The sequence below is a fragment of the Geodermatophilus sp. SYSU D00815 genome, from assembly GCF_054050035.1.
Genome location: NZ_JBJGYO010000048.1, coordinates 1 through 13,613 on the forward strand (window position 1 = coordinate 1; position 13,613 = coordinate 13,613).

General features: G+C 75.1%; 16 protein-coding genes. 7 read left to right on the forward strand and 9 right to left on the reverse strand.

Annotated features, from left to right (window positions below; all coding sequences use genetic code 11):
• Positions 1–38 precede the first annotated feature (38 nt).
• Both ACI78S_RS24515 and ACI78S_RS24520 read right to left on the reverse strand, forming a co-directional pair.
• Positions 39–1,274, reverse strand: coding sequence for a hypothetical protein (locus ACI78S_RS24515; RefSeq protein WP_456977598.1), 1,236 nt, complete (start codon positions 1,272–1,274; stop codon positions 39–41).
• A gap of 233 nt (positions 1,275–1,507) precedes the next feature.
• Positions 1,508–1,975 (reverse strand): hypothetical protein, encoded by a 468-nt coding sequence (locus ACI78S_RS24520; protein WP_456977599.1) that lies wholly within the window; start codon positions 1,973–1,975, stop codon positions 1,508–1,510.
• Positions 1,976–2,358: 383 nt separating this feature from the next.
• Between ACI78S_RS24520 and ACI78S_RS24525 the strand changes: the two genes are divergently transcribed.
• The 3 genes from ACI78S_RS24525 to ACI78S_RS24535 all read left to right on the forward strand — a co-directional run bounded on the left by ACI78S_RS24525 (position 2,359) and on the right by ACI78S_RS24535 (position 3,929).
• On the forward strand, positions 2,359–2,838 hold the full coding sequence (locus ACI78S_RS24525) for a helix-turn-helix domain-containing protein (RefSeq protein ID WP_456977600.1): 480 nt from the start codon (positions 2,359–2,361) through the stop codon (positions 2,836–2,838).
• Between the two features lie 62 nt (positions 2,839–2,900).
• The gene (locus ACI78S_RS24530; RefSeq protein ID WP_456977601.1) at positions 2,901–3,137 is read left to right on the forward strand and encodes a hypothetical protein; all 237 of its coding nucleotides are present in this window, start codon (positions 2,901–2,903) and stop codon (positions 3,135–3,137) included.
• Positions 3,138–3,440: 303 nt separating this feature from the next.
• Positions 3,441–3,929 carry a response regulator gene (locus ACI78S_RS24535; protein WP_456977602.1) on the forward strand — a complete coding sequence of 163 codons (489 nt, stop codon included), beginning with the start codon at positions 3,441–3,443 and terminating at the stop codon, positions 3,927–3,929.
• Positions 3,930–3,951: 22 nt separating this feature from the next.
• Here the strand turns inward: ACI78S_RS24535 and ACI78S_RS24540 are convergent, their stop codons facing one another.
• The gene (locus ACI78S_RS24540) at positions 3,952–5,268 is read right to left on the reverse strand and encodes a CoA transferase (protein WP_456977603.1); all 1,317 of its coding nucleotides are present in this window, start codon (positions 5,266–5,268) and stop codon (positions 3,952–3,954) included.
• 141 nt (positions 5,269–5,409) lie between these two features.
• Positions 5,410–8,007, reverse strand: a complete 2,598-nt coding sequence (locus ACI78S_RS24545) for a S8 family serine peptidase (RefSeq protein ID WP_456977604.1) — start codon at positions 8,005–8,007, stop codon at positions 5,410–5,412.
• Positions 8,008–8,360: 353 nt separating this feature from the next.
• Here ACI78S_RS24545 and ACI78S_RS24550 point away from each other — a divergent pair, with 353 nt between their 5' ends.
• Positions 8,361–8,597: a hypothetical protein gene (locus tag ACI78S_RS24550; RefSeq protein ID WP_456977605.1), complete on the forward strand. Its 237-nt coding sequence runs from the start codon at positions 8,361–8,363 to the stop codon at positions 8,595–8,597.
• Positions 8,598–8,731: 134 nt separating this feature from the next.
• Here the strand turns inward: ACI78S_RS24550 and glnA are convergent, their stop codons facing one another.
• Positions 8,732–10,165: a type I glutamate--ammonia ligase gene (glnA, locus tag ACI78S_RS24555; RefSeq protein WP_456977606.1), complete on the reverse strand. Its 1,434-nt coding sequence runs from the start codon at positions 10,163–10,165 to the stop codon at positions 8,732–8,734.
• A gap of 167 nt (positions 10,166–10,332) precedes the next feature.
• Between glnA and ACI78S_RS24560 the strand changes: the two genes are divergently transcribed.
• Positions 10,333–10,752: an RDD family protein gene (locus tag ACI78S_RS24560; RefSeq protein WP_456977607.1), complete on the forward strand. Its 420-nt coding sequence runs from the start codon at positions 10,333–10,335 to the stop codon at positions 10,750–10,752.
• Here ACI78S_RS24560 and ACI78S_RS24565 read toward each other — a convergent pair.
• From ACI78S_RS24565 to ACI78S_RS24575, 3 genes are all read right to left on the reverse strand, one after another.
• Positions 10,724–10,915, reverse strand: coding sequence for a LuxR C-terminal-related transcriptional regulator (locus ACI78S_RS24565; protein ID WP_456977608.1), 192 nt, complete (start codon positions 10,913–10,915; stop codon positions 10,724–10,726). The two genes, ACI78S_RS24560 and ACI78S_RS24565, sit on opposite strands and share 29 nt — an antisense overlap.
• A 153-nt stretch (positions 10,916–11,068) precedes the next feature.
• The gene (locus tag ACI78S_RS24570; protein ID WP_456977609.1) at positions 11,069–11,257 is read right to left on the reverse strand and encodes a response regulator transcription factor; all 189 of its coding nucleotides are present in this window, start codon (positions 11,255–11,257) and stop codon (positions 11,069–11,071) included.
• Positions 11,258–11,334: 77 nt separating this feature from the next.
• Positions 11,335–11,478: a hypothetical protein gene (locus ACI78S_RS24575; protein ID WP_456977610.1), complete on the reverse strand. Its 144-nt coding sequence runs from the start codon at positions 11,476–11,478 to the stop codon at positions 11,335–11,337.
• A gap of 57 nt (positions 11,479–11,535) precedes the next feature.
• On the opposite strand from ACI78S_RS24575, the gene ACI78S_RS24580 reads away from it, so the two are divergent.
• The gene (locus tag ACI78S_RS24580; RefSeq protein WP_456977611.1) at positions 11,536–12,159 is read left to right on the forward strand and encodes a hypothetical protein; all 624 of its coding nucleotides are present in this window, start codon (positions 11,536–11,538) and stop codon (positions 12,157–12,159) included.
• Between the two features lie 88 nt (positions 12,160–12,247).
• The gene (locus ACI78S_RS24585; RefSeq protein ID WP_456977612.1) at positions 12,248–12,418 is read left to right on the forward strand and encodes a hypothetical protein; all 171 of its coding nucleotides are present in this window, start codon (positions 12,248–12,250) and stop codon (positions 12,416–12,418) included.
• 135 nt (positions 12,419–12,553) lie between these two features.
• On the opposite strand, the gene ACI78S_RS24590 is transcribed toward ACI78S_RS24585, so the two are convergent.
• Positions 12,554–13,396, reverse strand: a complete 843-nt coding sequence (locus ACI78S_RS24590; RefSeq protein ID WP_456977613.1) for a DUF4191 domain-containing protein — start codon at positions 13,394–13,396, stop codon at positions 12,554–12,556.
• Between the last annotated feature and the right edge of the window lie 217 nt (positions 13,397–13,613).

Consider the following 13,613-nt stretch of genomic DNA (forward strand, 5'->3'; position numbering starts at 1 on the left):
CTCGACCTCTGCCGGAGGTCGAGGCGAGGTGCCGCCGGTCAGGGGGTGTGCTCCAGCAGGCCGAGCCGCTCGAGCACGCCCACCAGGTACAACCGCCGCGTGCGGGTCAGCTCCGGCACCTTGCACCACCCGGCCCCGGCCACCTGGGCCATCCGGCCGAGCGCCCGGTCGACCGCGGCCCGGGCCTCCTCGGGCAGCTGCGCGTACACCGCGACGAGCTGCCCGCCCGTGAGCTCGGGCAGGCTCGGCCCGGCGGGGGCCGGCACGTCGGCCCGCTGCGCGGCAGGGGAGGCGGGCACCGGCGCGCGGGGCGCGGGAGCGACCGCGATCGGCCGGTCGGGCTGCGGCGCGGGGCCGCCGCGGGCCAGCAGCCGGCGCAGGTAGGCCCCGGGGTTCTTGATCTCGGCGAAGCGCGTGGAGATCTCCCGCAGGGCGGCGTCGAGCACGCCGGGATCGGCGGTGCGGACCACCGTCTCGGCGTCGAACACGCCCCACTGCCCGAGCAGCGCGACGACGTCGCCGGTCGGCAGGCCGGCGACGACGTCGGGGACCGGCCGACCGGGCGCGACCGACGGCGGCGTCAGCCGCGCGTCGGTGGTGGAGGGGGATGGATGGTCTTCATCCATCCCATCTCCATGACGGTGACTGCGCGCACCGGTGTCGCGGGACCTGCCACCGGTGCGGCCTGCGGCTTCGTGCCTGGTGTCGGATCCGCCGACACCGGTCGACGTGGTGTCAGGTTCTGCGACACCGGTTGCCCGGGAACCGGTGTCAGGTCCCGTGACGCCGGTGGACGGCGCACCCAGCGCCCGGTCACTGTGCGTGAGCGACTGCCGGCGCTCGACCGCTCGGTACAGCTCGGGGCAGAGCACGTACCGGCCACGGCCGAACCGGTCGGCGCGGCCGCCGATGCCCCGGGCCTGCTCGCGGTCGAGGAAGCCGGCCTGCTCGAGCTGGGTGACCATCTCGCCGGCCTTCTGCCGGCTGCAGCCGAGCTGGTCGGCGAGCTTGGTGGCGTTGGTGTCCACGACCAGGCGGTAGCCGTCGTCGCCGGCCATGCAGATCAGCGTGAACAGCGCCGAGAACAGCTTGACGCCCAGGGCGCGCTGCAGCTGCAGGGCGGCCTCGGGCACGACCGTCACCTTCAGCCCGCCACCGGGTGCGATCCCGTCGGTGGTGTACGCGGCGATGGTCTTGGTGACCTCGAAGACGAGCGCCGGCCGGGCAGCGGTCGGCGCACTGGCCCCCTGGGGCGGGGGAGGGGGAGGAGTCATCGTTCGGCGGCTCTCCGGGGGCAGGACTCGGACACCGGTGTCGCGAAACCTGACACCGGTGCCGTGGGAACAGCACGACAACCCGGCGGACCGCTGCTAGCCTTGTGGCGTCCATTCCGGAGGCTCTCGCAGGCCGTCGGGCGTGCACGTGGCATCAGCTGGCAGGCTGGTGCCACGTCGTGTTTCTGGGGTCTGTCAGCGCACGGCGCGCCTCCCGCGGGTGTCGGGCACGGTCAGGCGGCCACGTCCGTGACGATCTCCGGCACGCTCAGGGCGGTCACCAGCAGCGAGGCCACCGGCACCGGGTAGCGGCGCAGGTAGTCGGCCAGGCCACCGGCGTCGTCCAGCAGCTCGACGTCGCCGTCGGCGTCCACGACGACCAGCCCGTTCCAGCCCGGCAGCAGCCGCTTGCGCTTGAGCCGCAGCGCGTCGCTGAGCCGGCGCAGCTGCTCGCCGCGGACCCCGAGCCGGTGCGCCGCCATGGCGAAGCGCGCGACGGCCAGGTCGCTGGTCGAGTAGAGGACCGGGCGGGTGTCGCCCCGCCGGCGCCGCTGCTCGGCGCCGAGCACGCCGGCGCGCTCGAAGGTGTCCAGCTCGGTCGCCGTCAGCCCGAGGTCCTCCTCGACCTGGGCCCGGGTGTAGAAGCCGGGTTCGCGCGAGGTGCGGCGGGCGCGGGCGGGCGCCGCGGAGCTGGTCGCCACGGGACCTCCTCGAGTTACACGCTGGTGATTTCGACACCTGGATCCTGGCACGGCCCGGGAGGGACGGGCGCACGACTCGCGGGGTCCGTCCCGGGAGTTTCGCCGGCCGGTCCCATTCGCCCCACTCGCGGGGTGGACCCCCCGAGCGGGGAGAACCCCGACGTGGGGCTCGCGGGATGATTTGCGCAAGCGGAGCGACAACCGCGTTTGCGCAAAGTCACGCGGGAACCACCCCCCGAGTTGCGCAAACGGAGGGCCGGGCTCCTGCGGGCCCTCGATCGACGGTAACCATCCGACGCGCCTGCTGACGCGCTGCTTTGCCCCGACCGCGGAACTCGCGGCATGCTGTTGCGCAACCAGTGCGGCACGGGGGTTTGCGCAACATGACGGAACGGCCGACCCGGGACCGTGGCGTCCCTGGCCTCGACGGCGACTTCCTCACCGTCGAGCAGGTCGCCGAGCTGCGCCGGGTCACCCCGGCCGCCGTCCGTGCGCAGCTGCGCGCCGGCACCCTGGTGGGGGAACAGGTGCGGCAGGGGCAGCGGACGGTCTGGCGGATCCCCGCGAGCGCCGTCCGGCGGTACCTGGGCACGGCGGGAGGTCCGTCGCCGGCGGCGGAGCGTGCTCGGCCGAGGCGCCCCTCCACCCCGCCCACCCCGGCGCGGCCGCCGGCGCCCGTGCCCGAGCCGCAGGCGCCCCCGGCCGACGCCGAGCCGATCCGCCCGGACACGGCCGCCGCCGGGCGGGTGGCGGCCCTCGAGGTCGAGGTGCGCCGGTTGCGCCGCCAGCTGTCGGCCGTGGCCGAGGCCCACCGCCGGCTGCTCGACGCCGTGACCGCGGACCTGGCCGACGACGCGCGCTAGCGGTGGTCGGCCCAGCCGCCCGCCGACCCGGCTGGGGGAGGAGGCCCCCCACATTGGGGGCGGTGGTGACCGTGCGTCAGGGCCATCCTTCGCAGCAACAAGTGCATCGTGCGGCCGGGGGGCTCCAGATGGATGACGTGAACAGCATCGTGCGCATGCTCGAGACGAACGCGGCACCGACCGTGGCCGTGCTCCAGTCGGCCTCGGAGGCGCTCCGGCAGCAGACGTCGCCACGGCCGCCCGCGGTGGTCGCCGCACGGTGGCGCGTGGCGGTCCTGCTGGAGAAGCTCGGCGGCTGACCCGCCTCTTACCAGCCCAGAGCCCCGCCCGGGAGCGTCCCGGGCGGGGCTCTTCCGCGCGCCCGGGGGTGGTCGGCGCCCCGGGCGCTTCCGGACGCGGGCGTCCGTCGACGGCTCCGCCGCCGCGCGCGCCACCAGGGGTGCCGGCGACACCGGGGGCTACCCGGGGTGTCCCCCCTGCTGAGGGGGAGACCCGGCCCCATGCCGTGGGCTGGCGGTGGCAGAGAGTGAAGAACCAAGCTCTGGGGTATTCCCCGACCTGGCACCGGCCATCACGGGGGTCTGAGTCCTTTGGGAGCCCCGATGATCCGGGTACTGGTCGTCGACGACCACCCGCTCGTGCGTGACACGCTCTCCGACCTGCTCACCGCGGCCGGCGGCATCGACGTCGTCGGGCAGTGCGCCGACGGCAGCGAGGTCGCCGAGGCGGTGGAGCGGCTGCGGCCCGACGTCGTGCTGATGGACCTGCAGATGCCGCGCATGGACGGGTTGACCGCGGCCCAGGGCGTGCTCGCGTCCCATCCGGAGGTGCGGGTCCTCATCCTGACCGGCGGGCTCACCCCCGCCAGCGCCCGCGAGGCCCGGAGGATCGGCGTGGCGGGCTACCTGCTCAAGGACGACGACCCGGCCGAGATCCCCGAGCACGTCCGCGCCGTCGCCGCCGGCGGCACCGCCTGGCACCCGCGCGTGGCGCCGCTGCTCGAGGCCGACGACCCGCCGGGCAGGCCCGTGCCCGCCGGTTCGCCGCCCCACGTCGACGGCTGTCCGCCGCGGCTGCGCCGGTCGGGGTGACCCGGCCGCCCACCGCTGCCGCTCAGCGGGTCTCCCACCGTGGTTCGTCGTGGCCGGCCGGCACGGGGCCGCGCGCCCAGACCGGGGAGCCGGGGGGCGCGACCGCCGTCACGGGGCCGCCCGGGGACGGCAGCTCGACGAGGTACGGCGTCGGGTCGCCTTCGCCGTCGTCCCTGCTTTCGTGCCCACCGCGGGTGGCCAGCAGCCAGTGCGCCGTCTGCGCCAGCGACAGCTCGGCGTGCCACACCCCGCCCTCGTCCCGGCGGCGGGCGAGCCCGCGCAGCGCCGCCGCGGCGGCGAGGTGCCCGGTGGCGTGGTCCAGGGCCTGGGCCGGCAGCGCCCCCGGTCCCTCCCTGGTCGCGTACGTGACGGCGATCCCGGTGGCCGCCTGCACGAGGGAGTCGAACCCGCGCCGCTGCCGCCAGGGACCCGTCGGCCCCCATGCGCTCAGCCGCACGACGACCAGGTGGGGGTGGCGCTCGGCGAGGGCGGTGGGGGAGAGGCCGTACGCGTCGAGCGCGCCGGGGCGGTAGCCCTGGACGACGACGTCGGCGGTTCCCAGGAGCTCCTCGAGGGTGGCCCGGCCGCTGACGGAGGCGAAGTCGAGCACCGCGTGCCGCTTGCCCGGGCCGGTGTCGAGGAGCGCGCCGGGATCCTCGGGCAGCCGCGGGCTGTCGATGCGGAGGACGTCGGCGCCGTGCGAGGCCAGCGTGCGCGTGGCCACCGGTCCGGCGATCACCCGGGTCAGGTCCAGGACGCGGACCCCCTGCAGGGCCGTGTCCCGAGCCGGGCCGTCGGCGATGCGGTCGAGGGAGAGCAGGGGCAGCGCGGCGAGGGCCCGGCCCTGCGGGGAGTCCGCCCAGGAGCGGGGCGTGCGGACGGCGGCCGCGACGCCACCGGCCTCGACGATCGCGGTCTCGAGGGGCTCGGCGTCCATGGTCGCCGCGGTCGCGCCGGGGTCGTCCTCCCCGAGGACCGCCAGCGCGGCGCGGCGGTGGTGCGGGTAGTTCGCGTGCAGCCGCAGCCAGCCGTCCCTGGTGCGCCAGAAGCGGGACAGCGGGGCGAAGCCGGCGCCGGCGGGTCGTCCGCCCCGGCGGACGTAGCGCTCGCTGCGGAACGCGAAGCCGACGTGCCGGGCGTCGAGGGCGACGGGATCGGGCCGCCCGGCGAGGTCGCGCGCGGCGACCAGCTGCGCGAGCACCGCGCCGACGGCCAGGTCGCCGACCGCGAGCGGTCCGTCGAGCCCGGTCGCCCCGGAGACCTCGACCGCGCGGGGCGGGGGCGGGCCGCCGGCCAGCGCCCGCCACGCGGTCTCGAACAGCGAGGGGTACGCGAGCACGCCCGACCTTCGCCGGTCGGGACCCGACGGCGCCAGTGGCCGGCGGGCCAGGAATCGTGGGGATCGCGCCACCACGGACGCCGGTGGTCGCCGCCCCTGCCGCCCCCGCCGCGGGTGCGACGGGGGCGGCCAGGGGGCGGGTCAGACGACCATGCCGCGGCAGGAGCTGGAGCAGTCGAGCCTCCAGATCGAGCTGCCGAGCGCGGCGAACCGCGCCGAGGTCATCAGCCGCTCGCCGTTCGGGCCGGGCACCGTCGCCCGGCCGCCACCGGCCGGCGTCGGCGTCGCCGTCCCAGGGGTGGCGCTCCCCGGGTCGGACGGCGTCGAGGTCGCCGGGTTCGACGGCGTCGAGGCGCCGGGGGTCGAGGTGCCCGGGTTCGACGCCCCGCCGGTGGCGGCATCGACGTAGGTGAGGCCGGCGGTGAGCACCGAGGACGCGGTGCCGTCCGCGCTGAACACGAACACGTCGTAGCCGCCGGCCACCCGGGCGGGAGCGGTGAAGGTCAGGCGCGTCGTCGACGAGCTCGTGACGGTGGCGGCGGCGCTGCTGCCGATCCGGACACGGGCTCCCGCGGGGATGGCCTCGCCGGTGATGGTGACCGTGCTGCCACCGGCGGCGCTCACCCGGGCCGGGCTGATGGAGGTCAGCCGGAACGCGCCCTCCGCGGGGTAGGTCCTGCTGCCGCCCAGGTCGGGTGCCGAGCCGCCGGGGTTGCTGCCGCCGGACGACGGGTTCGACGGGGTCGGGGTGCTCGGCGTGGAGCTGCCCGGCGGGGACGAGCCGGGGTTCGCCGGCGCCGACGTGGTCGGGGTCGAGGTGCCCGGACTTGAGCTACCAGGGGTCGACGTGCCCGGGGTCGAGGTGCTCGGGGTCGGCGGGGTCGACGTGCCCGGGGCGGACGTGCCCGGGGCGGACGTGCCCGGGGCCGACGTGCCCGGCGTCGACGGGGTCGAGGTGCCCGGGCTCGACGTGCCGGGCGCATAGGTGCCCGGCGTCGGGGTGCCCGGGGTCGACGTGCCCGGGGTCGACGTGCCCCGCGTGGACGGGTTCGACGGGGTGGGGCTGCCCGGGGTGGTCGGCACGTCCTCCGACACGATGAGCGGGGCGGCGTGCGCCGGGCCCAGCGCGGCGCCGTCGAGGTAGAGCTGCGCGGTGAGCACGTAGCGGCCCACGGCCAGCGTCGTCGTCGGGTCGAGCGTCACCGTGCCCAGACCAGGGCGGCTGCCCAGGGAGTAGGTGGCCACGCCCTCGTCGTCGGTGGGGGCCGTGATGCCGCCGAGGGACACGGCGTGCCGGGTGAGCGCGTGGACCTGGCCCTCGTGCTCCATGCCCAGGCCGAGCTGCACCGAGTAGGTCCCGGCGTCCCCGGCTCCGCTCACCACCACGGTCGGGGCGACCGAGCCGGGCTGCTGGACCATCCCGGTGAACGTGTACGCGACGTCCGCGGCCGCGCCGCCGAGCGCGGCCAGCGACAGCCGTCCGCCCGAGACCGACTTGCCGGCGAACGCCGGCACCGGCACCACGTCGGCCATGATCGCGGCCGTGATCTCCGCGGCGGACGCCGTCGGGTCGTGAGCGGCGTGGAGCGCGGCGGCCCCGGCGACGTGCGGGGCGGCCATGGAGGTGCCGCTCATCAGCCAGTACCCGCCGTCGTTCTTCGGGGCGAGGACCAGGTGGCCCGGCGCGAACAGGTCCACCGTGGTGGCCCCGTAGGCCGACGAGCTGCTCACGCCGTCGGCGGCGGTGCTGTTGCCCACGGTGAGCAGGTTCGGCGCGTCGAGGCTGGCCGGGTAGTACAGGGTGGTGTCCCGGTTGCCCGCGTCGTTGCCGGCGGCGGCGACGACCACGGTGCCCTTGCTGTTGGCGTAGTCGATCGCCGCCTTCAGGATGGTCGACGCGCCGGTGCCGCCCCAGGACGCGTTGACGACGTCGGCGCCGTGGTCGGCGGCGTACCGGATGGCCTGCGCACCGAGGGCCAGGTCGACGGATCTCCCGCCACCGATGACCAGCGGCATGATCGTGACCCCGGGCGCGACGCCGGCCGAGCCCTGGCCGTTGCCGGCGCGGGCGCCCAGGATGCCGGCCACGCCGGTGCCGTGGCCGTTGTCCTCGCCGGCGTTGGTGATGTCGGCGTTGTTCTTGTAGAAGTTCCAGCCGTGGCAGTCGCCGGCGTAGCCGTCGCCGTCGGTGTCGCCACCGCCGCAGGCCTCGGCCGGGTTCGTCCAGAGCGCGCCCTGCAGGTCGGGGTGGCTGGTGATCTGGCCGGTGTCGATGACCGCCACGACCGTCCCGGCGCCCGTGCCGGCGCGCCAGCCGGCGGGGGCGGCGACGTCGGCGCCGGCGACACCGGTCTGGTTGTAGGAGTTGGTGCCGGTGTTGGCCAGGTTCCAGCCGTAGGAGGACCAGAAGGGGTCGCTGACCGGGGCGGCGAACACCTGGCCGGGCTCGGAGACGCTGACCTCGGCACCGGGCAGCGCGTCGCGCACAGCGGCGGGGGTGATGCCGTCGCCGGCCACGAGCACCGAGCCGTCGAACAGCGGCTGGGCGTGCGCGACGCCGTCCACCGCCTCCAGCGCGCTCACGTGCGCGGTGGCGTCGCCGTCCGGCACGGTCACGACGAGCCGGGTCAGGCCGTCACCGGGGCCGAAGCTGCCGTCGGCGACCTCGATCGCGGGCGCGGCGAACGCCGTGTCGACGACGGCCGCGCCACCGAAGCCCACCGCGGCTGCGGCGGCCACCGCGATGGCCTTGCCTCGGCGCGTCCCGGCGAAGCGGGAACGCCGACCCCCGTTGCTCCGTGCAGTCACTCGTCTCTTCCTGTCCGCGCGGTGAGATGGCCCGAGAGGGGCTCTCTGGATCCGTCGGCACGGACGATGCGGTTCCGGATAGCCCGTTCGGGGGCTCTTGCGCAGTGCAGATCACGCTCGGTGATCGAGGCGTGCGGAATGGCCGGACGGCCGGAGATCCCTGGTCCGACCGATCGCCGTGCTCGCGGTGCTCGCCGCGCTCGTCGTCGTGGCGCCGGCGTCGTGGCCGGCGTTCGACGAGGGCGGTCCCGCCGCGGTAGGACATCCCTCCTCTCCCCGTCGGCGTGACGGCGGGGCGCGAGGAGGTGCACTGCGGATCCGGTGGCCGCTGGCGCGAGGTGCAGCTGAGCGGGCCGGAGACGCGGTCAGCCGGGGACCTGGCGGCGAGCGTCGGCCTGCCGCAGGAGGCGTGCGCCGCGCGGAGCCTGCTCGACCGGCGCCGTGTGTGCAGCGGCGTCCGGGTCGCCGGAGGACGGGTCTTCCTGTACGTGCGGTTCGACCGGTCGCTCAGGCTCTGGTGACGGGGTTCGCGGTCCCCGCGACCCCGGGCCGACGACGATCGCCCGACGGTGCGGGGACGACGCAGCCCCCGCCGGGGGGACCCTGGCGGGGGCTGCGCGAACGTGCAGGTCAGGGGCGGTACCGCCCCGGTGGATCAGATGTCGTAGTACATCGCGAACTCGTGCGGGTGCGGGCGCAGACGGATCGGGTCGATCTCGTTCTCCCGCTTGTACTCGATCCACGTCTCGATGAGGTCGGGGGTGAACACCCCGCCGTCGATCAGGTACTCGTGGTCGGTCTCCAGGTTGTCCAGGACCGCGTCGAGCGAGGCCGGGACCTTCTCGATGCCGAGGGCCTCCTCCGGCGGCAGCTCGTAGAGGTCCTTGTCCACCGGAGCCGGCGGCTCGATCTTGTTCTTGATGCCGTCGAGGCCGGCCATCATCATCGCCGAGAAGGCGAGGTACGGGTTGGCCGACGGGTCGGGCACGCGGAACTCGATGCGCTTGGCCTTGGGGTTGTCGCCCGAGATCGGGATGCGGCAGCAGGCCGAGCGGTTGCGGGCCGAGTAGACCAGGTTGATCGGGGCCTCGTAGCCGGGCACCAGCCGGTGGTAGCTGTTCACCGTCGGGTTGGTGAAGGCCAGCAGCGACGGCGCGTGGGCCAGCAGGCCGCCGATGTAGTGGCGGGCGGTGTCGGACAGGCCCGCGTAGCCGGTCTCGGCGTGGAAGAGCGGCTCGCCGTCCTTCCAGAGCGACTGGTGGCAGTGCATGCCGGAGCCGTTGTCGCCGAACAGCGGCTTGGGCATGAAGGTGACGGTCTTGCCGTGCGCCCAGGCGGTGTTCTTGATGATGTACTTGAACAGCATCAGGCTGTCGGCCGCGCGCAGCAGCGTGTCGAACTTGTAGTTGATCTCGGCCTGGCCGCCGGTGCCCACCTCGTGGTGGCCCCGCTCGAGCTCCAGCCCGGCCGCGGTCAGGTTGGACATCATCGTGGCGCGCAGGTCGCTGTAGTGGTCGAACGGCTCGACGGGGAAGTAGCCGCCCTTGGGGCGGGTCTTGTAGCCGAGGTTCGGGCCACCGTTCTCGCCGGTCAGGGCACCGCTGTTCCACGACCCCTCGACCGAGTCGATGTGGTAGTAGCCCTCGTTGATCCCGGTGCTGTGGCGGATCGAGTCGAAGATGTAGAACTCCGCCTCGGGGCCGAAGTAGGCGGTGTCGGCGATGCCGGACGACGCGAGGTAGGCCTCGGCCTTCTTCGCCACGTTCCGCGGGTCGCGGCTGTAGGCCTCGCGGGTGATCGGGTCGTGGATGAAGAAGTTGACGTTGAGCGTCTTGTGGGTCCGGAACGGGTCCACGAAGGCGCTGTTGGCGTCGGGCAGCAGCAGCATGTCCGACTCGTTGATCGCCTGGAAGCCGCGGATCGACGAGCCGTCGAAGCCGAGGCCCTCGGAGAACGTGTCCTCGCCGAACGTCGACGCCGGGATGGTGAAGTGCTGCATGACGCCGGGCAGGTCGCAGAAGCGCACGTCGACGTACTCGACGTCGTTGTCGCGGATGTAGGCGGCGACCTCGTCGGGACTGTTGAACATCGATCCTCCGGTGGTGGGCGGACAGCCGGTGGCGACGCTACGAGCGGGGAGTTGCCCACGGGTGTCTCGGATGTTTCGGAGCCGTAACAAGGGCTCCGGCGTGTCGCCGAGGAGGAGTCTCCTCGTCCTGCGGAGCGCGGCTGCGCGCGGGTCCTACGCTGGCGGGCATGGTCAGGGACGCAGAGCCACCCTCTCAGGAACGCGTCCGCGGCGCAGCGCTGGGGCTGCCGGCGGAGGGCCCCGGGTCCCTGGCGCCCTTCAGCACCCGCGTCGTCCAGTACCTGGTCGACGCCATCGCCTCGGCGTTCCTCGCCGGCCTGTTCACCGCGCCCGAACTGCCGGGGCTGTGGAGCCTGGTCAGCTTCGCCGCGGTCACCGTGGTCACGCTGGTGCTGTTCGGGCAGACGCCGGGCATGCGGCTGCTCGGGTTGCGGATGGCGCACCCGCGCGAGGGGGAGCGGCTCGCGCCCTGGCGCGCCGTCGTCCGGACGGCGCTGCTGATCCTGCTGGTGCCCGCGCTGGTGGTCGACGCCGACGGGCGCGGGCTGCACGACCGCCTCACCCAGACCGCCGTCGTCCGGGTCTGATAAGCGGTCGACCTGCAGGCCGGACCCGATCGCGAACACCACCACTTGCGCCCGGTCGCGCGCCGGGGAGCTCGAGCATCGCCCGGCTCACGTGCGTGCGCACCGTCGGCGGGCTCACCACCAGCTCGGCGGCGATCTCGTCGTTGGACCGCCCGGTCGCCACCCAGGCGACGATCTCCCGCTCTCGATCTGCTGCGGGCGATCCGGGTGGTCGCCGCCAGCGCCTCGAACACGTGCTCGTGGAGCTCGAACGTCGTCAGGACGACGACCCGGACGGCGGCGAGGCCGCGGTCCCCCGCGATCCGGCGCAGCGCGGTCAGCCCGTCGGTCCCCGGCATCCGCACCTCCATAGGACGACGTCCGGCCGGGCCGCGCGCGCCAGGTCGACGCCGGCCGCGCCGTCGGCGGCCTCGCCGACCAGCTCGACGTCGGGCTCGCCCTCCAGCAGCACGCGCAGGCCCATCCGCACGAGCGCCTGGTCGTCGACGACGGCGACGCGGATCACGAGGGTTCCGCCCGTGACGGAACCTGCGGCGGCAGCCGCGCACGGACGACGAACCCGCTCCCGGGCGCCGGGCCGGCTTAGCCGCGGCCGGTGTCGCGCACCTCGACGACCAGCGCGCCGCCGGCGCGCCCGAGGCGCACCTCAGCGCCGGCGTGCTCGAGCACGTTGGTCAGCGACTCCTGCACGATCCGGTAGGCCGCGGCGCCGACGTCGGCCGGCACGCCGGGGCAGGGGTCGAGCTGCGCGCCGACCCGCTGGACCGGGCGCCGGCGATCGCGATGCGGTTCGCCGGTGACGACACCGTCGCCGTGGTCGACGACGGCCGCGCGGTGCGGCTGGACGCCGCCTCCTCCGTGGTGCCGCCCTTCACCCGCGAGCTGGTGGGCGAGGACGTCGACGTGCGGGAGATCCGCACCGTCGAGCGGTCGCTGGAGGAGATCTTCTTCGCGATGACGGGGAGGTGCGCGATGACCGCGCTGACCGGGAGCACCCGCGCGGAGCTGCTGCGGCTGTACCGGTGGCCTTCGCTGTGGGCGCCGATGGGGGCATGGCTCACCCTCAACCTGACCTTCGGGTGCCTGTTCGACTACATCGCCTACCGCACCGGTGACGACACGGCGGTGCCCGGCGGCATCCCCGCCGGGCAGCTGGTCGACGGGCTGCTGCCGCCGACCGCCCCGGTGACCCTGGTCCACGGCATGCCGCTGTTCGACGGCGCGCTGGTGATGATCATGGGAGCGCTGGTCGTCGGCAGCGGCTACGGCTGGGGCACCGGGAAGACGGTGCTCACCCGGGGCCCGGGTGGGGGACGGCGTTCCGCGGCACGCTGGTCGCGCTGTCGCTGCTCGTCCCCGGCCTGGTGCTGGTCTCGACGGCGGTCGACCGCGGCGTCCCGTCGGTGATCGCGGTCGTCGAGGGGCAGCCGGTCGACCTGCCCGGCGCCGGCGACCGGCTGGCGGCGCTCGGCACCGGCGCCTGCTGGTGCTCGGCATGTGGGCGGCGGCCGGGGTGCTGGTGGGCGTGCTGACCCGCAGCCCCGCGCTCGGTGTCGGCCTCGGCCTGGTCTGGGCGCTGGTTGTGGAGACCTGCTGCGCGAGCGGTGTGCTCGGCGCGCTCGCCGTCGTCACCGACCACCTGCCCGGCAGAACCCGCCCGGTGTGATCGACGTCCTCGGCGGCCCGGCCGCGTTCGGCCGGCTCGCGGACTACCTCGTCGGCTCCGCCGTGCTGGCCGTGGTGCTGGTGCGCCGCCGCGACGTCGCCTGACGGACGGCTCCCGGCGCCGGGAGCGGTGTGCTCAGCGGCGGCGGACCTGGCGCTGGCTGATCGTCATCTGCCGGCCACCCGGCAGCGGCCCGCCGGGAACCGGCATCTTGGGCCCGCCGAGGGCGCTCATCCGCCGGCGCAGGGCGTTGACCTCGCCGCCGTTGAGGTTCTTGGGCAGCTTCATCACGTGCGCCGACAGCTTGCGCAGCGGCACCTGGCCCTCGTCGTCGCCGACGACGACGTCGTAGATCGGGGTGTCGCCGACCACGCGGGCCAGCTTCTTCTTCTCCTGGGCCAGCAGGTTGCGCACGCGGTTGGGCGCGCCCTCGCCGACCAGGATGACCCCGGGCCGGCCGGTGACCCGGTGGACGGCGTCCAGCTGGGGGGTGCCGGCGACACCCGAGGTGACCTGCCAGTCGCCGCGCATGCCCTCGAGCACCCACGACGCGGCGCCGGGCTGCCCCTCGACCTGCTTGTAGGCGGTGCCCTGCGCCCGCCGGCCGAAGACGATCAGCGCCACGAGCGCCGCCAGCAGGATCGCGATCGGCAGGAACAGGAACGGGGAGTTCAGCAGGATCGCGATGACCTCGACGACGGCGAAGACCGCGACGAAGGTGATCAGCAGGATCCAGGGGAGCTTCGGGTCGTTCTTCCTGGTGAGCGTGTACGCCTGCTTGATCATGCCGAGCTGGCGGCCGAACCGCTTCAGCCGGCCGGGCTGCTTCTCGCCCTTGCCCTTGCCCGCCTTCGCGGCCTTGCCGGACGCGGGCGACGACCCGGTGGACGCAGCGCCGCGCCCCCGCCCGCCGGCCCCGGGGCCGCGGCCGGCCTTGCCGCCGGGTGAGGAGGTGTCCGTGGGCTTGCTGCGTGCCATGTCCCCAGGATAGGAGAAGGACCCCGGTGCCCCCCGCGCCGCGCTGACGCGCGCCGCGGGCCCCTGCACCGGGGCCGTTCCAGGAGCTCGGCCCCCCGCGCCGCGCTGACGCGCGCCGCGGGCCCCTGCACCGGGGCCGTTCCAGGAGCTCGGCCCCCCGCGCCGCGCTGACGCGCGCCGCGGGCCCCTGCACCGGGGCCGTTCCAGGAGCTCGGCC

Coding starts and splice junctions, on each gene's coding strand:
- ACI78S_RS24515 (WP_456977598.1), bottom strand. CDS start 1,274: ATGACTCCTCCCCCTCCCCCGCCCCAGGGGGCCAGTGCGCCGACCGCT.
- ACI78S_RS24525 (WP_456977600.1), top strand. CDS start 2,359: ATGACGGAACGGCCGACCCGGGACCGTGGCGTCCCTGGCCTCGACGGC.
- ACI78S_RS24535 (WP_456977602.1), top strand. CDS start 3,441: ATGATCCGGGTACTGGTCGTCGACGACCACCCGCTCGTGCGTGACACG.
- glnA (WP_456977606.1), bottom strand. CDS start 10,165: ATGTTCAACAGTCCCGACGAGGTCGCCGCCTACATCCGCGACAACGAC.
- ACI78S_RS24560 (WP_456977607.1), top strand. CDS start 10,333: ATGGTCAGGGACGCAGAGCCACCCTCTCAGGAACGCGTCCGCGGCGCA.
- ACI78S_RS24580 (WP_456977611.1), top strand. CDS start 11,536: ATGCGGTTCGCCGGTGACGACACCGTCGCCGTGGTCGACGACGGCCGC.
- ACI78S_RS24585 (WP_456977612.1), top strand. CDS start 12,248: ATGTGGGCGGCGGCCGGGGTGCTGGTGGGCGTGCTGACCCGCAGCCCC.
- ACI78S_RS24590 (WP_456977613.1), bottom strand. CDS start 13,396: ATGGCACGCAGCAAGCCCACGGACACCTCCTCACCCGGCGGCAAGGCC.